The organism is Colwellia sp. Arc7-D (assembly GCF_003061515.1).
Taxonomy (GTDB): domain Bacteria; phylum Pseudomonadota; class Gammaproteobacteria; order Enterobacterales; family Alteromonadaceae; genus Cognaticolwellia.
In genome coordinates, this window is the sequence record NZ_CP028924.1 from 2,573,330 (window position 1) to 2,592,013 (window position 18,684).

An 18,684-nucleotide genomic window follows, 5' to 3' on the forward strand; every position below is an offset into this window, starting at 1 on the left:
TTACTATTCACACTTACAAGGTTTATCAAGTTTACTGCTTAACAAAAACTCTTCTGTAGAATAATGAAAGTATAATCAGACAAAATAACACTGCACTGCCACCGCCATGCTCACTGTAGTATTCAACTTCTATGTACTCAAGATCATAGTCACTACTTTCCAAAGGCAAGGCATAAAGCTCATTACTATCATCTGAACTAAATGTTGCGACAACATCATTATAACCCACTTCATATAAGTCTATTAAAACGTCATAGTGATTTGGAATGTAGCCAGAGTCTAACTGAGTAACAACTTCAAACTCATCAGCAGTCTCATCACCCGTAATAACAAAATCATCGGTAGAGAAATATAAAACCCAAGGACCGCCATTTTCACTTAAATATAGATCAGCATAAACAACAGCTTGTTCATTCATTATGGGTGATAAAATATCAGCATCGAAGCTCACGCTAAATGTCTGGTAATATCCATCTTCATCAATGTCTTCAATAAGTTGGCTGTAACCACTATAAATAGCAAAGCTGTGATAAAAAGCCGAATTACTTTCAACATTAGACTTTGTTGAAAGTATTGATACTGAATTAATTTGCTGTTGGCGTGCCGTATTTACATCAGTTCTGCTCATACCTTTATAAGCTAAATTTCTTGGTTTAATAGTACTGTTAGTTTGAGAGATTTGTTGTTTTTTCTCTTTTGTCGTTAAGTTGTTTGTTAACCCGCCAAAGGATTGACTTGTATGTCCAAGTTCAGTTGCTGATTCTGCGAAAGACATTGGGCTTAACAGTAATAATGTCGCCGTAAAATTAATAATTAACGTCTTCGTTAACGTTTTTATAAGCATTGTGTTAAATATTTTATCAAACATAAGAGTAGCCTCTATTTATAGTATGACTGTCATTTAACCAAAGTTAATCTGAACCGAAGCTGAACACTAAATCAAACGGAACTACAGTTAATTATTTTCAATAATTAGTGTATTTATGTTCATAGAGCATTCAGCTTAACTACTTTAAAATAACACTTACTTGGATTACAGCATTCAATATTTTACACTGTCTGATAAAGTAGTTTTAAGAAGGTACTTAAATGAAAACAAACTTATTTATTCTAAGCATAATAGCTTCACTATTAGCATTCCCAGTCATGGCTAAGATTAATGGAGTACCTCATCATATAAAGATAGAAAACACTCGATATGGTCAGCCAGATAAAGGCAAGTCAATTAGTGCTCAGCAAGCAGCACGTATAGTTAAAAATAAATTCGGTGGTAAGGTTTTGAAAGTAAACAATAGTGGCTCTAAAAAAAATCCTAGTTATCGAGTGAAGTTGCTAAAAGATAATGGCCATGTAATTTCTGTCAGTGTTGATGGCCAATCTGGCCGTATTTCAGGGAATTAATTGATGAGAATATTACTCATTGAAGACGATGAAAACTTACAACTTCATGTAAAAGAGCATTTAATTTCGGCCAATTATAGCGTTGATGTCGCTGATGATGGCGAGTCAGGGCTATTTCAGGGTCAAGAGTTTCCCTATGATGCCGCTATTATCGATTTAGGCTTACCAAAACTTGATGGCGTTAGCGTAGTAAAATCGTTACGTGAACAAGGTTTTACCTACCCTATATTAATACTTACTGCACGCGGTAGTTGGCAAGATAAAGTGTCTGGGTTAGATGCTGGCGCAGATGACTATTTAACTAAACCGTTTCATATTGAAGAATTATTAGCACGATTAAATGCTTTAATTCGTCGCAGTACAGGACAAGCGAGTCCGTTAATTGAAAATGGCCCTTTTACGATTAACACTTCTAGTATGCAAGTTAGCGTTGATGAAAAAGTTATCTCGTTAAGTAGTTATGAATACAAACTATTTGAATACCTAATGCATCATTTAGGTGAAGTTAAATCAAAAACTCAATTAACTGAACATATTTACGATCAAGACTTTGATTTAGATTCAAACGTAATTGAAGTGTTTATTCGCCGATTGAGAAAAAAACTCGATCCCGACAATCAATATCAATTTATTGAAACATTGCGTGGTCAAGGCTACTTATTAAAAGACTTATCTCACTTAATTTAATTTTTTCTCTTGTGTATAAGCACTTTAATAAATCAAAGAAAGGCAATTTATAGTTGTTTAATTCGCTAAAGAAGTTATTTAATTCATTAAAAACAAGAGTGTTATTTAGCGCCTTGTTGATGATATTTATTTTATTGCCCATCGTTGGGCTCATTATAAGTAATGCCTACGAAAAGCATATGGTTGCTAGCTTAGAGAATGAACTCTCTGCCTATTCATACTCTATTTTAGCTATAATTGAAGTCGATAATAACCGCCTGGTAATGCCTGAACAATTATTAGAAAACCAATTTAATGTTAGCCAATCAGGCTTATATGCTGTACTCAGCTCCAACTCAATATTATGGCAACAAAATTCCACGGCTAACAAACCACAGTTAACAGAAAAGTTATGGAGTTCTCAGTCATTACTTTCACCATGGCAACCATCAAGCTTTAAACAACCTGCGCTAGGGGAAAGTTTATTTTATGAAGCTGATATCGATAACAATAAGCATTTTGTCTATAGCTTAAGTGTAAGTTTTGGCAGTGAAGCTCAGCCTTTACCCATGACATTGCATATAATTAAACAACAAAATGATTTAACACTGATGATGGCAGAGTTTCATCGACAACTTCTGCTAGGTTTAGCAGGCTTAATGTTGGTACTTTTGATCATTCAATACCTTTGGTCAATATGGACTTTAAAGCCATTAGAAAACTTAACCAATGAATTAAGTGACGTTGAGCAGGGTAAAATAGAACGACTTTCGCAAGTTTACCCAACCGAGTTAACTCAAGTAACAGAACAATTAAATTTGTTATTAAATGCGGAACAAAAACAACGTCAGCGTTATCGTAACGCACTTTCAGATCTTGCTCATAGCTTAAAAACACCGTTAGCTGTTATGCAAACTCAAAAAGAGTTATCGGTACTCACACAAGAGCAACTCAATATTATTAATGCCATTATAGAGTATCAACTTCGTAAAGCTCAAAGTGCAGGACAATCTTCATGGTACTTAGGTACTGCTGTAGCTCCCATCGTGCAAAAACTGCTCAATAGTTTAACCAAAATATATCGAGACAAGTCACTCAATTTTACGGTAACTATTGCACCTGATGCTAACTTTAAAGGTGATGAGGCCGATTTTTTAGAAATACTCGGCAATATCCTAGACAACGCCTGTAAAGCAGCAAATAAAGAGATCCACCTTGATATTAGTCAACACCAAGATAGTATGACTATTATTATTGAAGATGACGGTAAAGGCATAGAACCCGCCCTTAGAGAAAGTATATTACAACGTGGAACTCGTGCAGATACTTATCAACATGGCCACGGCATTGGTTTAGCCATAGTGCGTGACTTAGTAAAAAGTTACCAAGGAACTATGCTTATTGAAACATCTGAGCACCTTAAAGGCGCTAAATTTACGCTGAATTTCCCATCATAAAGAGTTTAATGACTAACTTTACAATTTGTTCAGCTATCGTTCAGTTTACACAGAGTAATATTGTATGCATAACTTAAAAAGTCACCTTGTAGCTCACTCTAGACGCTATTTTTTCAAGGGGATTTTCATCATACGATGTTTAGGAGAAGTAACATGCAAAAAGTACAACTTAGCAAGTCACTGAATTATTTAATTATATCACTATCAAGTGCACTGATATTTTCAGCGCCAAGTATAGCGAATAACACAGCTAGCCCTGTGATGGCAAATGTTGAACAGTCTTATACAGAACAAGTGAACAGTTTTACTGAGGCTGAGCTTGAACAAATGCTAGCTCCTATCGCATTATATCCAGACGCGTTGCTTAGCCATATTCTAATTGCTTCAACTTACCCTATTGAAGTAGTTGACGCCGAACGCTGGTTAAACAAAAACACTCAATTAAGCACTGAAGAACTCGCCGACGCGGCTGAAAATCAAGATTGGGACGCCAGTGTTAAAGCACTTTTACCTTTTGCAAACATCCTTAAAAAATTAAGTGAAGATTTACGATGGATGCGCAATTTAGGCGATGCTTTTTTACAAAATGAAGCACAAGTGCTGGCCAGTGTTCAAGCATTGCGTCAACAGGCCGACCAAGCCGGCAACCTTCAAAACATGAATAACGTGAATGTGGTTCGTGAAACCAAAACAATTATTATTGAATCAAGCCAACCTGATATTATTTATGTGCCATATTACGATACTAGGCTAGTTTATGGCGATTGGCGTTGGAGCCATTACCCTCCGGTGTATTGGCACCACCCTGTTCACTATGTATCGCATCACGGTCCTTATTACTGGCATAACCCTGTTCACCTTACTGTAGGACTATTTTTTGGTGCTGTTCATTGGAACAACCGACATGTGGTAGTTAATCATCACAAATCTCGCTATTACAAACGTCATAGCAAGAAAAAAGTCTCAACAAGTTATCAGGCAAAACGTTGGGAGCACAATCCACGCCATAGAAAAGGTGTGGCTTATCGTAGTTCAAATATACAAAAAAAATACCGTAGTCATACTCCGAGTGTTCAGCAGCATAAAAATTTAAGAGCAGAGCAAAAGCACTTTAGTAATAAAAACAAGTCTATTACTCAGCATGCTAACTCTAAATACAAGCGTAAATACAAAAGTGATAAAAGCGATAATATTAGGCATAAGCTGCAGGTGAATCGTGCGGTTAAAATTGACAAAACACATGTAAAAAAACAATCTATGGCTAAGCATGAGCCCTATAAAAATAAGGAATGGCAGCAAAATAAATCTCAAACTAAACATAGTAATAAGGTAAGAAGTTCTGAGCCTGTTAAGTCATCAAATAAATACTATGTAGATAAGCGCCAAACAGTAAGAAATGTCGATAAACAAGTGCACGTAAAACAACGTGAACAAACAGTTAATCATAGTAGAAGTTCGGAAAATAATTACGCTAAACCGAACACTACAAGTAAAGATACATACCACGAAAGACGCAGTTCAAAAAGTGAAAAAAACATGAGAAAGCGTTCTAGCGATAACAGACAAAAAAGTCATAATAACAGTTCACACCATAGTAGAAGCAAACGAGAAAACTAGGTAAGAAACGTCGTAAAAAGCTAAAACATAAGTCATAAATTTTTATGCTAACGATGCTTTAGAAAATACTGATAGATAGTATTATCTTTACCTAAAAAAGGGCGATATCAATAAATGATATCGCCCTTTCCTATTTAAACTTTGTAATAAATCAGTAAATTAAATTGTAATTAAATCCCTTGCTCTATCGCCGTCAAACTATTATTTACAAAGACTAATTTTGTACATTCGTCTTTTGTTGTTAAGCCATCTTTATGTAACCGTTGTGTTCGGTAATAAACCACTTTCACGGCTTTGCCATCATCTAAATATGATTCGTTAAAATCCGCTACACCCATCTCACGTGCAACGTCTGAAAATGTAGTATTTAACTGAATGTTAGCAATTTTCTTTCTATTTTCGAACTCTTTATCTTCAAAACTTCCTGACATAGAATGCCCATCTTCGCCGCCAACTGCTATAACACAGCCAGTTAAACTCAAAGTTAATGGCGCGATTATAATTAGTGCTAATAACGATTTTTTCATTTTTTCTTCTCTCATCAAAAGTAATAGTATAAAAACTTAATTGCAATTGCCAAACCAACTATGTAACCAATTGATTAAATTATAAATTAATAAAAAAACCAAAAACAAAGCAAGACTTAATTGGTAATTTTCGCTAAAATATTGTCTCTTTAACACCTGAGTTAAGCTTAATGACTATATTTGATGAAATTTCAATCATCGCCAACAAACTTGCCAATGAAGGAAAAGTACCGAGTGTTGCATTAATTAAAGGCCACTTGAGTCAAGCGGTTCCTTTGCCTAAAATTATTTCTGCTCTAAAGAACTGGCATCACGAGCCTGACTTTATTAAAGCATCACATCAGGTCACTTCATCTGAAAAATCAACAGAAGTAAAACCAGGCTCCGAAGAGCTTAGTTTGCTTATCGCAGAAGCCTTAGCACCACTAAAAGATGAAATTGCGGAATTAAAACAGCAAGTAAAAGCGCTAACCGATAACTTAGCTAATTAAATATAAACATCTAAAAGATGCATATTAATTTTAAATTAGTACGTAAAAATTAAATGGGATTAATAAATAATTGGTTATTACTCTTCGATAGCTTTTGGAGGGATCCTTGGCGCAAGTTGTGAGATAAACTCAACCAGCGTATCTGCTATTTTTTTATGTGGTTCACAGCCCACTTTTTCCACCCAAATTTCACCTGTATCATTGTCTAGTGAAATAATATGGTTATCATCATCGGTAGTGGCAAAAAAGATCGTTAGCTTTTGTTTCAATTTCGTTTTCATTAAAATATGGCCGATAATATTTTCTTGTAAACGAGCAAAGTCTTCTGCGCTCCAAGCAAATAAAAGCGACAAATCCCCTTCTGCACAGCTAGCGTCTAAACTGTCACTGTACATAGTGGTAAAGTACTGTTTAATATCATGATGAATCGTGACTTCTAAAGCTGCTTCAACATTATTAAAGGTTAATGTTTCTTCAAGTTTAATGGGATGCCAGAGTGAAAACTCTTCTTCATGAATACCTTGCTCACAAGGTGAAGGCCAATCTTCAACTTGATGTGTTATGGGTAAATGTTCAAACCTGTGTTGATATGCTTGTAAGTAATCTTGTGAAAAATTCCATACCAGTTCATTGAGTGAATTATTTGATATTTTCATCTAACGATTAATTCCTATAAAATAAAGAAAATTTTATTCATATTGTACAACCAGAGAAGAAAATACTCAAAAATGAGCACTTATACAAACGCAAAAGCACTCAGTAAATTAACCCTTGGAAAAGCAACAGAGTATTGTAGCCAATATAACCCAACATTGCTGCAAGCAGTGCCAAGAAGCCTAAATAGAGATAGTTTGGGCTTAACAATGGATAATATACCTTTTAAAGGTGAAGATGTTTGGTATGGTTACGAACTTTCTTGGCTCAATGATAAAGGTAAGCCAGTTGTTGCTGTTGCTGAGTTCAGCTTTCCTTGTACTAGCCCAAACATTGTTGAATCAAAGTCATTTAAGCTTTATTTAAATAGTTTTAACCAGACTAAGTTTTCATCATGGCAATCTGTCGAGTCAGCTTTAGTAAAAGACCTATCCGCTACCGCTGGCGCAAATGCTGAAGTAAAACTCTTTACAGTAAATAATTGTCCTGCACTGCAGTTATCTGTTGATAACGCTGTATGTATTGATGATATTGATATTGAAATAGATCAATATCAATTAACGCCTGAGCTATTACAGAATGCCTGTCACGACAATGGAGAGAATGTAAAAGAGTATTTGGTTTGTCATTTATTAAAGTCAAATTGCTTAATTACAAATCAACCAGACTGGGCCAGTATTTATATAAAATACAATGGCAAGAAAATTTGTCATGCCACTTTATTAAAGTATTTGATTTCGTTTCGACAACATAATGAGTTTCATGAACAATGTGTGGAACGTATTTTTTGTGATATTCAGCATTTTTGTCAAGTAGAAAGCCTCACAGTATTTGCTCGATATACACGCAGAGGTGGTTTAGACATAAACCCTTTTCGCTCCACAACGCAAAACAAAGCACCTGCATTGAGAACATTGAGACAATAACCAACAAGAGTGCTTGTTTTTTGAACTAAAATTCATTAGTTATGCACTAATACTAGCTTTTTATACTGGAATGTTTATTATTAATATATACTGAAAATATAGCTTTATTTTTGTTGTTAAGACTCTATTTTAATTAGCATTAACAGTGCTAATTTTCCATTGTGCTGCATTTTAGGGAAGATTTATATGACTGAAAACTCAGTCGGAGATAAAACTATTAAAGATTTAAGGTCTCGACTTAAATCCGCTATAAACTCTCGCACATTATTAGAAAACGAATTTAGTGCGCAATCATCCCTGTTAACTAGCTTTATTGGCAAACTATCTCAAGCTTGTAAAGGCACAGATATATTGCTTGATAACAAATTAGCAAATTTAAGATCTACCCTAAAAACAGCAACAAGTTTTACAGCTCTTGAAAAAGATATAAAAAAGATTTCCACACTTCTTCGACAGTACTCGCTAAAGAATGATAAAAACAGAATTGAAATACATGAACAATTAAATAATTCCAGTACTGGCCTGCAAAAAAGTAAAAACTTTCCAAAAGAAAGCCGTCGTCAGCTTCAAACCCTAATAACTAAAGCAGAAGAAGGCCATGGGTCATTAATTCAATACATACCATTAATGAGCGAAATTATCGTTTTTTATGAGAGTATAATACACAGTCAAATTAAACTGGCTGGAGAAAAATCTCAAACAACAAATACCAGTAAACCTGTCATACTTGATAAAATTAATCATGTTGAAGTTGAAGCCTTACCAGAAAGTAACACAGTAGCTATTCAACAAAAGGCCCCAAAGGAATTACTGGGTAGATTTAGTTCGATCTTAAATACCTTAGTCATCTCTAAAAAACATAAAGCGGATATAAGTAAAATTAAGTCTAGCTTACACGGCCAAATTTCGAACCAGAACTTAATGACTGAATGTCTCAATGTTTTTGATTTCATGATTGAAGATCTTGAACAAGAGCGTAGTCGAGCTAAAGTGTTTTTATCTACCATTAGCGAAACACTTACATCTGTTCAAATGTCAGTTACAGCAACCATTGCAACTTCATCTGAATCAAACGATCAACATGCTGCAATTAATTTAGAGCTAACTGAAAAGATAAAAGAAGTCAGCATCGGCATTAACGATGCAGGTTCGTTAACTGAAATGAAAGTCGATGTTAACGATAAAATTCAGCAAATTGCCAAAACCCTGCAAAATAAAGCTGAATTAGAAAATAGCCAAAATATAGAGTTGAATGAAAAACTCAACAGCATGTCAGCAAAAGTTGAAAAACTAGAACAACAAAGTAAAATTTTTGAAAAACGCATACAGGAAGTTCAAGCCAAAAGCTTTCAAGACGCCTTGACCAAGTTAGCTAATAGAGCATCGTTTGATGAGTTTTTTGCTAAAGAACTGGTTAGATTTCATCACAAACAATTTGATCTCGCCATTACTGTTATCGACTTGGATGACTTTAAGCGCATCAATGATACTTTCGGCCATACCGCGGGTGATAAAACCCTACAGGTTATTGCTGATACCCTAACAAAAGTTATGGGTAATGATGTTTTTATTAGCCGTTATGGTGGTGAAGAGTTTGTTTTAATTTTTAAAGATGTTGATAAAATAACGGTAATGAATCGACTTAATATGTTACGTAAAAAAGTAGCAAGCTTACCATTTACCTTTAAAGGCACACGCGTCACTATAACGCTATCTATCGGTGTAACTTTAGTTCAAAGAGATGATATTGTTCATTCTGCTTTTGAACGTGCAGATACCGCACTATACCGAGCAAAACATGAAGGTAAAAACAAAGTAGTTTACGGGTAAAAAAACGAGGAAGTAGAATTATGCACACTCAAGTTAATCCCGTAGGTAAAATGAACTTACTGTCTCAAGCAGAAGTTGACCATTTACAGCAGTCAGCTACAAGTGAGCTCTATAACCTATTTCGTAATTGTTCTCTGGCAGTCCTAAATGCGGGTAGTCATACCGACAATGCAGAAGATATATATCAACAATTTCAAGATTTTCAAATTCAAGTTTTACGCCGTGAGCGTGGTGTTAAATTAGCGTTAGATCACCCGCCTGAGCATGCCTTTGTTGATGGCGTAATTATTAAAGGTATTCAAGAACACCTTTCAGCCGTATTACGAGACATTTTATTTATTGGCGATTGTTACACAGCTAATACTAAGGCTACCGATAGCGCAACCAATATGACTTTCGATATGTTACGCAATGCAAATGCGATCATACCTGACAGTTCACCTAACTTGATCACCTGCTGGGGTGGTCATTCAATTAATAGTATTGAGTACAAATACACCAAAAAAGTTGGCTACCATCTTGGCTTGCGTGGTTTTAATATTTGTACAGGTTGTGGACCGGGCGCAATGAAAGGTCCAATGAAAGGTGCTACGTTTGGCCATGCAAAACAACGAAACACTACTGGGCGTTATTTAGGCTTAACTGAACCTAGCATAATTGCAGCAGAGCCACCAAACCCAATAGTTAATGAATTGGTTATTATGCCTGATATTGAAAAACGCCTTGAGGCCTTTGTACGTATGTCACATGGCATTATCATTTTCCCTGGTGGCGCAGGAACAGCAGAAGAATTACTGTATATATTAGGTATTATGCTGCACCCAAAAAATCAATCTCAAAAGTTACCTATTATTTTAACTGGGCCAATTGAAAGTGCTGAGTACTTTCAACAACTTGACACCTTTATTGGTGCTACTCTTGGTGAGTCGGCTCAGGCACTTTATGAAATTATTATTGACGATCCTGAACAGGTCGCAAAAACATTAAAAGCCACCACCGAAGATGTTGTCGCACATCGAAAACTTACGGGTGATTCTTACCATTTTAATTGGTCATTAGTTATCGAAGCTGAATTTCAGCAACCTTTTGAGCCAAGCCACGAGAATATGGCTGCATTAAATTTACATTACGAACAAAATATCGCGTCATTAGCGGCTCATTTGCGCCGAGCATTTTCGGGTATCGTCGCGGGTAATGTTAAAGCAAGTGGTATTAAGGCAATACGTGAAAAAGGTCCTTTTGAAATTAGTGGTGACAGTAAAATAATGGCCTTAATGGATACACTGTTAAAATCTTTCGTAAAACAACAAAGAATGAAATTGCCTGGCAGTGAATATATACCTTGTTATACCGTTATTGAAGGCTAATTGATGACTGTAAATTTGGTATTAATAGATGCGCTGAACTTGATCAGAAGAATTTATGCTGTGCAAGAGCGACCATTCTTATTAAATAATGAATTAGCAGAGAATACCAAACAACAAGTTTTATTTAATACCGAGAAAGCATGCGAACTAGCTTTAGAAAAAATACTAGAACAGTTACAACCGACTCACGCACTTGCTGTTTTTGATTCTCAAACACCATGCTGGCGATATGATGTTTATCCAGACTATAAAAAGGGCCGTAAGAAAATGCCTGAGCATTTGGCCAATAAATTAGCTGATATTCAAGACCGCTTTATGATCCACTCCGTCGACTCTTTAGTGTCAGAAACTGATGAGGCAGACGATTTAATTGCAACTTTAGCCATCAAAGTCGCGTTACGCGGTCAAAATGTAACGGTAGTATCTACTGATAAGTGTTTTTTATCGTTATTAAATCCTAATATACGGGTATACGATTACTTTAATCGTCGCTATTTAGATGAAGAATATGTGCTAAATAAATTTAGCGTAAAACCAGATAAATTAATGGACTTATGGACTTTAACAGGCGATAACACCAACAAAATACCGGGAGTTGCGGGTATTGGGCAAGTAACAGCGTCTCAACTATTAAACCAATATGGCTCCATTAAAAGTATTCTCAATGCTACAGACTTAAAGAACAGCATCAGCGAAAAGCTATCGCAGCATAATGAACAAATATCACTAAGTCGCCGGCTATTAACATTAAAAATAGATATACCATTAGGCTTTAATTTAAAAGATATCAGACTTCCTTGTGAAAATGCACTTGCCAGTAGTTAACAATCTGGTAACATCAAAACCTATCAATGTGTATTGAGTTTTCAACAAAAGTCATGTTGAAAAAACTAGGTGATTTTTGATTGCCAATCTCTAATTTCAAACATAAATATAGTGATTTATAAGCCAATATATTTATGTTGAGTTAAGTTTATATACTCAAATGACAAAAAAATATCAAAGCCTCGTTGAAGTAGGTTCAAGGAATTTAAGTGAATAAAAAAGTTATTGCTCGGATCTTAATTGCATTAATAGCATACGGTATATTTGTAGCACTCGTGGTTAATTTTTACGATGACAGCCCAGCACAAATGCAATGGGAAGATAGAGAAGCATATAACAGACAGTTTATAGCTAAGCTTGAATTAAAAAACTTCAATTTCAACAGTGCTATAGAGCAATTAGGTAGTCCTGATATTACAGAAGCAAAATTAGTTGATGAAACAAGCTATCAAGTCAGCTTTTACCGAACTCAACATGTAAAATCTGACGGCATCACAACGCAAGATGAATGCACCGCTTTGTTATTTACTAATGGCGTTCTTACCGCTATTGGTAACACGGCGTATGAACAATTCAAAACTCTTTAAATATCATTAACGAACAGTTATTTAAGCTTTAGCACTTAAATGAGTAGCTTATTTTCAATATATTTATTATCGAGTATTAATGTTGATCGTTATGCGATTGTTAGGTCTATTTCGTTTAAATTCAGTCCAAATTAAGAAAGTATGATTGTAGACTAAAGTTTAACGCTAAAACTTACTAACTGCTCGGATTAGTTGCTATAATGACTCACTCAATTTAATTGAATCAACATAATCAGCGCGGCATCAATATGCCTATTAAAATTGCTTTATATTTACCATTAGCGCGCTCTTCTCACAACTTTAAAACAGTAATATTCAAAAGGTAGTTTAACAATGGCAAAACAAACCATAACAGTAATCCCTGGTGACGGTATAGGTCCAGATATTATAGACGCAACGATCAAGATACTTGATAAAGCCGGCTGTGATTTTGAATATGAGTATGCAGATGCTGGCCTAACAGCATTAGAGAATCATGGTGATTTAGTACCTGAATCTACATTAGCACTGATCGAAAAAAACAAGATAGCTCTAAAAGGCCCATTAACTACACCGGTCGGTGATGGTTTTACCTCGATTAACGTGACATTACGTAAGCATTTTCAACTTTATGCTAATGTTCGCCCGGTATTATCATTTAAAGGTACTAAAGCGCGTTATGAAGATATTGATATCATTACTATTCGTGAAAATACCGAAGGTATGTATTCAGGTTTAGGTCAAACGCTTTCAGAAGACGGAAACTATGCAGAAGCAAGAAGCCTTGTTACTCGAGAAGGTGCTGAGCGTATAGTAACTTTTGCTTACGAAACCGCGATTAAAGAAGGTCGTAAAAAAGTAACGGCTGTACATAAAGCAAATATATTAAAATCTACTTCAGGTTTATTTCTAAAAGTTGCCCGTGAAGTAGCCACTCGTTATCCGCAAATAGAATCAACAGAAATGATTGTAGATAACTGTTGTATGCAGTTGGTAATGAACCCTGAACAGTTTGATGTTATTGTTACTACCAATTTATTTGGTGATATATTATCAGACTTATGTGCTGGGTTAGTCGGTGGTCTTGGTATGGCACCTGGCGCTAACATTGGTAAGAGTTGTGCAATATTTGAAGCAGTACATGGTAGTGCGCCTGATATTGCAGGTAAAAATTTAGCGAATCCAACTTCAGTTATTTTAGCCGCCATTCAAATGTTAGAGTATTTAGGTATGGCAGAAAAAGCTAACAATATTCGTCGTGCAATAACAGAAGTAATAGAGTCTGGTGATCGTACAACACGTGATCTTGGCGGTACACATGGTACTTCAGACTTCACTCAGTCGGTATTAGAGCGTTTATAAACCCGATAATCCACTTAGTTAACTCTATATAATCATTCTAAAAAACCAAGTCTACGACTTGGTTTTTTTATGTGCTGCTTATTTCAGATAATATGGTATTGGTTATTCAACTTGGCTAACAGCTAAGATCACCAAATATTTAGAACGGCGTTTATCAGCAAAGCTCCCATCACGTAATCTTTAAAATGTAACTAATTAGCATTTATTAAAACCCTCACTATACTTTGTTAAGTTTTATAGGCTACTTCCTATATTAGCGCTATATAAACTTAACACTGAACTGCTCCAAGGATGAAAGTAGTTATAGTAATGCAGTTAAATACTCATTTTTCGTATAAAGCGAACTTCTTAAGGGCTAATAAAACAAACAAATCAGAACAAAAGGATTTTGTTATGAAACCAAAAAGTTTAAAAGTTATTACCTTACTCTCCATTTTTTTCATGGTAAGTAATAGCCAAGCATCATTAATAAGTTACGACCTATTAGCACCCAATGCTTCAACAAATATCAGTTATAGCAATCAGTTCACCAATGCTTTTAGCAGTAGTAAGGATGGATTTCAAATATATCAACAAGATCAGACCTTCAATATACCTAGAAATTTATTAGATAAAGGCACAGCAGTGACTAAAGATAGCTTAGGTATAGTAACTAAAAGCAATAAAGACGCATTCTTTGGTATTGTTGATACTGTTAACCAAGACAACACAAGCAGTGACGCTGTAGCGACTTGGCAAATAAATATTGCCAATTTGTCAGCCATTACATTTTTAGCCGATATGGCTGCAATGGGTGACTTTGAGAGTAGTGATTGGTTCGAATGGCGCTATAGTGTAGACAACAAACCATTTACTCGACTGTTTCAGGGAATAACTAATGATAGTACTCTTCAGCAGTACGATTTAGCCGATGGCAGTTCAGTCACACTTTTCGACCCCATGACTGTAAACTCAACATTATTAGGCAATAAATTTACCACATTCGCTTCACCTAATTTAACCACTGGGAATTTATTAACTATTGAGTTAAAAGCTAAAGTTAACAGTGATAGCGAGGTTATTGCGTTTCAAAATGTTGTGCTACAAGCTGAAAATAATGCCGTAGTGGTGAGTGAACCGACACCATTAGTACTTATGTTCTTCACATTACTTTTTGTTATGACAAACCAACCATTGTCTCGGCGATTAAAAATTAATTAACACCACTTGTACTGGTTTGTTATTGAAAGATTGATAATTAAAATAGAAAAGCGCCCGACATTATTACTCGTTATATTAACTTGCGTTAGTAGTCATGTCGGGCGTTTACAATTTTTTTTACAACAGTCTAACTTACAACTCTGTTGGTGGAGGAGAAAGTAACCTAGCGTGAACAGTGACTTCTTCACGATCATAATATAAATGTTTAGCAAACAGTTCATATTTAACATTGTAATGAGAAAACGCATCTTTCATGGTTTGCAAATCATCATTAACTTGTTGGTATCGACCTTTCATAGGTAGTTTTAAGTTAAAAATAGCTTCTTGGCATTGACCTTTTAATAACCACTCGCTCATCAATTTTGCCACACGTTGAGGCTTCTCAATCATGTCACAAACTAACCAGTAAACGTTTTTCTTTTGCGGTACATATTTAAAGCCATCCATAGTGCGATGCTTTACTTGACCCGTTTGCATTAAAGACTCTGCCATCGGGCCATTGTCGATTGATGTTACCATCATGCCGCGACGCACCAATTGATAAGTCCAACCACCAGGTGCAGCACCCAAATCAACGGCATTCATGCCTGAAGTTAAACGTATATCCCACTCTTCTTTGGGAATGAAATACAAAAAAGCTTCGTCTAGTTTCAGTGTTGAGCGACTCGGTGCAGCATTAGGAAATTTTAAACGCGGAATACCCATAACATGTGGTGAAGTATTTCGTGCAAGAGAAAAACCAAATATGACCTCTTTTCCTGACAAAAATAACGCATGTAAAACTGCGCCATCTTTATTGCCTTTTTCGGTCAATATTGCTTCTTTTCTCAATGCTTGTCGTAACGGAACAGCCAATTTTCGACAAAATTTTGATAACTCTTTACCATCATTAGTATCAGGTGTTTCCATACGCAAGTCTGCATATTGCCACTCTTTACCTAATGCTTCTACAATCGCTTCAACGCGGTTGTAATCAGGCAATTCAATTTTTTCGGTAACAGTAACGAACCACTGACGAGCAAATATAAGTCGGCGTAATGGAATCTTCTCCATTAGGGCTTCACCCTCTTCTGGATTATTTAGATGAAAATAAACCACGCCCTGATTTTTAGTTAACTCTAGATAGCCGTATACTTCATTCCATGAAGCTTTTTCTTGAATTTCTGCGCCACATTCTTTTTCAAATCCGGGGCGACAATAAAGCACTATTGCAGTCATATTGATTATTTACCTAACTTTTGATCAAACATTTTAGTACCTGCAAATCCGACCAATAGCCATGCAAGTGCAAATGACAGGCCGCCTGATGGCGCCAGCTTTCCAATACTCAAAACATCGAATATAGTTTTGATATACAAACTACCACTGAAAAAAACGATACCGAGTGCAAATAATATCCCTGCGCTCAATAATATAGCCTTTGAATGAAGCTTGTATAAGATAATGGTTAGCATAAGCGCCAACGTATGAAAAAACTGATACGTTAATGCTGTCATTAGTCGTTCTTGTGACGCCAAAGGTAGCGATTGTCCACCATGGGCTAACCAAGCGCCGAATAATACAGAAAAACAACCACTGATACCAACAAATATCATCAGTAGTTTAGCAGTCATTATTAATTTCATCGATAAAACTCCTCATTCCAAAAACCGCAGCACGTTTGTGTTGTGCTAAAGTTTGACCAGATTTAACCCGCGGCTTTAAATCATGGTCGCCATCATTAAAGAAATGTAATTGGCAACGTGAAGAAATTTCATAATCATTAATTTCTATTTCGCTACCCAAAGCGTCTCTTTCTCCCTGCAATATAAGTACGGGCAATTGTGTTTCTTGCAGGGGTGCTAAACGTAATTTTTCTGGTTTTTTTACCGGATGAAATGGGTAACCTAAACAAATAACCCCTTTAATATTATGCGCGTCCATTAATGGCTTATCACCAGCCAAAGTTGCCGCTACTCTGCCTCCCATCGATTTTCCAGCAATAATTATCGGTAAATCTGTTTTAAAATTAGCGATTATCGACTTATAGCAGTCGACAAGTTTTGGCATTCTATCTGGCGGGCGTCTTTTGCCATCGAGTTTTCGCTTATCCATATAGGGGAAATTAAAACGTAAAACACTCAGTTGCTGTGAATGCATTTCTTCTACGAGATCTTCGATATAATGATGATGCATATCTGCACCCGCACCGTGAGCAAAAATCACCAAAGCTTTCGCGTTTTTAACCTCGCATAGTTCATGACTAATATTTACTGGAGTAACTGCGTTTATTTCGTGATTATCAATCGTTTTATTATGGCTCATAACAATTGTCCTTCATCAAGTATTGTTTGTTCATCAGCCACCGTTTGCAAGACCCATTCACGAAATGCCGTTATTTTACCTAATTCTAATTGTTGTTCTCTGCAGACGATATAATATGAGTTCTTACTGACTAGTACTTCTTTAAATGGACAAACTAACCGACCGTTATCAATGTCAGGTTTAGCTAATACACTGTGCGCTAGGGCAACACCTTGTGCGTGAATTGCAGCCTGTAAAACCATAGCCGAATGACTGAATATTGGGCCGTGGTTCACATTCCCCCCTTTTACATCAACATGCTTAAACCATCTTTTCCAATCTCTTCTAGAAGTATCATGTAATAGCGTGTGATTTGCCAAGTCTTCAATACAATTTAACGGTTTTTTACCTTCAAGTAACAATGGTGAACAAACGGGGATCAAATATTCCGTATGTAGTTGCTCAGCATGAATACCTTTCCAGCGTCCCCGGCCATAATATATGGCTAAATCAACATCCTCAGTCAATGAGTTCTCAGGTTGATCAACTGCTTTAATTCGCACATCTATATCAGGATGTAATAAGTTAAATGTATTTAGCCTAGGTACCAGCCACTGTATTGCAAAGCTAGGTTGCAAGCTAACGGTAATGGCACCTTTCTCGCCACGGGCTAATAGCCTTTCGGTTGCATCATGCAAGGCATTAAAAACATCTTTAATATCGAGATAATAAGACTGCCCTTCCTCAGTCAGCAACAATGACCTATTTTTACGCATAAATAATTTTATACCTAAATTATCTTCCAACGCTTTTATTTGATGACTGATAGCCGCTTGAGTGACGAATAATTCTTCAGCAGCCTTGGTAAAACTCAATTGTCGCGCAGAAGCTTCAAAAGCCCTGATAGCGTTAAGTGGAGGGAGTCTATTTGCCAAGATACACCTATTGAATTGTATAAGTAACGAGTCATGTCATGCATATTTTATCAAATAATTTGCATAACCATTTCGGATTAGTTTTTCTAATGAATGTCATTATAATTAGTCAGTTTAACATTTACCAGCATTACCGTATTATAGCCTCAATAGATGAAGGACTTCATCTTTACCCCGACATAATCGGCTATAATCAAACAGGCTCCCAACCCTTGTTTGCAATTGAAAAGAAAGAGTCCCAAAAACATCTATAAATACTATTGACGTTTTATTACAGGTGACTTATGAAAAACATTATTAAATTATCAACCATTGCTATGTTTGCTTTAATGGCAAACAGCAGCCAAGCTACACAATTAGTAGAAGCTCAATCTATTAACGCCATTGAACTTATGGCAACAACCAAATTACATTTAGAAGAGTCTATTAAGTTAAATACGATAGCATTTAACCCTATCGAAAAAACGGCTCGTGCTCAAGTCGCAATGAACGAAGTTAAAATTAACATAAACGGACAGACCATCAGTAAAAGTATTCCACTTGCTGAATAAGTTGGTTTTTGTTCATTAAAAAAGGT

Annotated in this window: 20 protein-coding genes; 13 read left to right on the forward strand and 7 right to left on the reverse strand. The window is 35.8% G+C overall.

Translation table 11 applies throughout. The features are described from left to right. Nucleotides 1–31 precede the first annotated feature (31 nt). On the reverse strand, nucleotides 32–868 hold the full coding sequence (locus tag DBO93_RS11250) for a choice-of-anchor H family protein (protein WP_108456425.1): 837 nt from the start codon (nucleotides 866–868) through the stop codon (nucleotides 32–34). Between the two features lie 221 nt (nucleotides 869–1,089). On the opposite strand from DBO93_RS11250, the gene DBO93_RS11255 reads away from it, so the two are divergent. From DBO93_RS11255 to DBO93_RS11270, 4 genes are all read left to right on the forward strand, one after another. Continuing rightward, nucleotides 1,090–1,401, forward strand: a complete 312-nt coding sequence (locus DBO93_RS11255; RefSeq protein WP_239058974.1) for a PepSY domain-containing protein — start codon at nucleotides 1,090–1,092, stop codon at nucleotides 1,399–1,401. A 3-nt stretch (nucleotides 1,402–1,404) separates the two neighbouring features. Further along, nucleotides 1,405–2,088 carry a response regulator transcription factor gene (locus tag DBO93_RS11260; protein ID WP_108456426.1) on the forward strand — a complete coding sequence of 228 codons (684 nt, stop codon included), beginning with the start codon at nucleotides 1,405–1,407 and terminating at the stop codon, nucleotides 2,086–2,088. 53 nt (nucleotides 2,089–2,141) lie between these two features. Beyond that, nucleotides 2,142–3,524, forward strand: a complete 1,383-nt coding sequence (locus DBO93_RS11265) for an ATP-binding protein (protein WP_239058975.1) — start codon at nucleotides 2,142–2,144, stop codon at nucleotides 3,522–3,524. 153 nt (nucleotides 3,525–3,677) lie between these two features. After that, nucleotides 3,678–5,141 (forward strand): DUF3300 domain-containing protein, encoded by a 1,464-nt coding sequence (locus DBO93_RS11270; protein WP_162533777.1) that lies wholly within the window; start codon nucleotides 3,678–3,680, stop codon nucleotides 5,139–5,141. Nucleotides 5,142–5,311: 170 nt separating this feature from the next. Here DBO93_RS11270 and DBO93_RS11275 read toward each other — a convergent pair whose 3' ends face one another. Next, nucleotides 5,312–5,668 carry a DUF3192 domain-containing protein gene (locus tag DBO93_RS11275; protein ID WP_162533778.1) on the reverse strand — a complete coding sequence of 119 codons (357 nt, stop codon included), beginning with the start codon at nucleotides 5,666–5,668 and terminating at the stop codon, nucleotides 5,312–5,314. A 170-nt stretch (nucleotides 5,669–5,838) separates the two neighbouring features. Here DBO93_RS11275 and DBO93_RS11280 point away from each other — a divergent pair, with 170 nt between their 5' ends. Next, complete coding sequence (locus tag DBO93_RS11280; protein ID WP_108456429.1) at nucleotides 5,839–6,159, forward strand: hypothetical protein; 321 nt, start codon at nucleotides 5,839–5,841, stop codon at nucleotides 6,157–6,159. Between the two features lie 77 nt (nucleotides 6,160–6,236). Here DBO93_RS11280 and syd read toward each other — a convergent pair whose 3' ends face one another. Then, the gene (gene syd / locus DBO93_RS11285) at nucleotides 6,237–6,815 is read right to left on the reverse strand and encodes a SecY-interacting protein (RefSeq protein ID WP_108456430.1); all 579 of its coding nucleotides are present in this window, start codon (nucleotides 6,813–6,815) and stop codon (nucleotides 6,237–6,239) included. A 72-nt stretch (nucleotides 6,816–6,887) separates the two neighbouring features. Between syd and queF the strand changes: the two genes are divergently transcribed. The 7 genes from queF to DBO93_RS11320 all read left to right on the forward strand — a co-directional run bounded on the left by queF (nucleotide 6,888) and on the right by DBO93_RS11320 (nucleotide 14,889). After that, nucleotides 6,888–7,739: an NADPH-dependent 7-cyano-7-deazaguanine reductase QueF gene (gene queF / locus DBO93_RS11290; RefSeq protein ID WP_108456431.1), complete on the forward strand. Its 852-nt coding sequence runs from the start codon at nucleotides 6,888–6,890 to the stop codon at nucleotides 7,737–7,739. Between the two features lie 186 nt (nucleotides 7,740–7,925). Further along, complete coding sequence (locus DBO93_RS11295) at nucleotides 7,926–9,569, forward strand: GGDEF domain-containing protein (RefSeq protein ID WP_108456432.1); 1,644 nt, start codon at nucleotides 7,926–7,928, stop codon at nucleotides 9,567–9,569. A 20-nt stretch (nucleotides 9,570–9,589) separates the two neighbouring features. After that, nucleotides 9,590–10,936, forward strand: a complete 1,347-nt coding sequence (ppnN, locus tag DBO93_RS11300; protein ID WP_108456433.1) for a nucleotide 5'-monophosphate nucleosidase PpnN — start codon at nucleotides 9,590–9,592, stop codon at nucleotides 10,934–10,936. Between the two features lie 3 nt (nucleotides 10,937–10,939). Next, entirely contained in the window at nucleotides 10,940–11,761 is an 822-nt protein-coding gene (gene xni, locus DBO93_RS11305; RefSeq protein ID WP_108456434.1) for a flap endonuclease Xni, read from the forward strand. 209 nt (nucleotides 11,762–11,970) lie between these two features. After that, nucleotides 11,971–12,348 carry a DUF3192 domain-containing protein gene (locus DBO93_RS11310; protein ID WP_108456435.1) on the forward strand — a complete coding sequence of 126 codons (378 nt, stop codon included), beginning with the start codon at nucleotides 11,971–11,973 and terminating at the stop codon, nucleotides 12,346–12,348. 333 nt (nucleotides 12,349–12,681) lie between these two features. Further along, nucleotides 12,682–13,689 (forward strand): isocitrate dehydrogenase, encoded by a 1,008-nt coding sequence (locus tag DBO93_RS11315; RefSeq protein ID WP_108456436.1) that lies wholly within the window; start codon nucleotides 12,682–12,684, stop codon nucleotides 13,687–13,689. A 393-nt stretch (nucleotides 13,690–14,082) separates the two neighbouring features. Then, the gene (locus DBO93_RS11320; RefSeq protein ID WP_108456437.1) at nucleotides 14,083–14,889 is read left to right on the forward strand and encodes a hypothetical protein; all 807 of its coding nucleotides are present in this window, start codon (nucleotides 14,083–14,085) and stop codon (nucleotides 14,887–14,889) included. A gap of 132 nt (nucleotides 14,890–15,021) precedes the next feature. On the opposite strand, the gene rlmM is transcribed toward DBO93_RS11320, so the two are convergent. The 4 genes from rlmM to DBO93_RS11340 are packed head-to-tail and all read right to left on the reverse strand — an operon-like array spanning nucleotide 15,022 to nucleotide 18,107. Next, nucleotides 15,022–16,107, reverse strand: coding sequence for a 23S rRNA (cytidine(2498)-2'-O)-methyltransferase RlmM (gene rlmM / locus DBO93_RS11325; RefSeq protein WP_108456438.1), 1,086 nt, complete (start codon nucleotides 16,105–16,107; stop codon nucleotides 15,022–15,024). 5 nt (nucleotides 16,108–16,112) lie between these two features. Then, complete coding sequence (locus tag DBO93_RS11330) at nucleotides 16,113–16,514, reverse strand: DUF423 domain-containing protein (protein ID WP_108456439.1); 402 nt, start codon at nucleotides 16,512–16,514, stop codon at nucleotides 16,113–16,115. Continuing rightward, complete coding sequence (locus DBO93_RS11335) at nucleotides 16,492–17,193, reverse strand: alpha/beta family hydrolase (protein ID WP_108456440.1); 702 nt, start codon at nucleotides 17,191–17,193, stop codon at nucleotides 16,492–16,494. Before DBO93_RS11335 ends, DBO93_RS11330 begins: the two co-directional genes overlap by 23 nt. Then, complete coding sequence (locus tag DBO93_RS11340; protein ID WP_108456441.1) at nucleotides 17,190–18,107, reverse strand: transcriptional regulator GcvA; 918 nt, start codon at nucleotides 18,105–18,107, stop codon at nucleotides 17,190–17,192. Before DBO93_RS11340 ends, DBO93_RS11335 begins: the two co-directional genes overlap by 4 nt. A 284-nt stretch (nucleotides 18,108–18,391) precedes the next feature. On the opposite strand from DBO93_RS11340, the gene DBO93_RS11345 reads away from it, so the two are divergent. Beyond that, complete coding sequence (locus tag DBO93_RS11345; protein WP_108456442.1) at nucleotides 18,392–18,658, forward strand: hypothetical protein; 267 nt, start codon at nucleotides 18,392–18,394, stop codon at nucleotides 18,656–18,658. The last annotated feature ends 26 nt before the right edge of the window (nucleotides 18,659–18,684 follow it).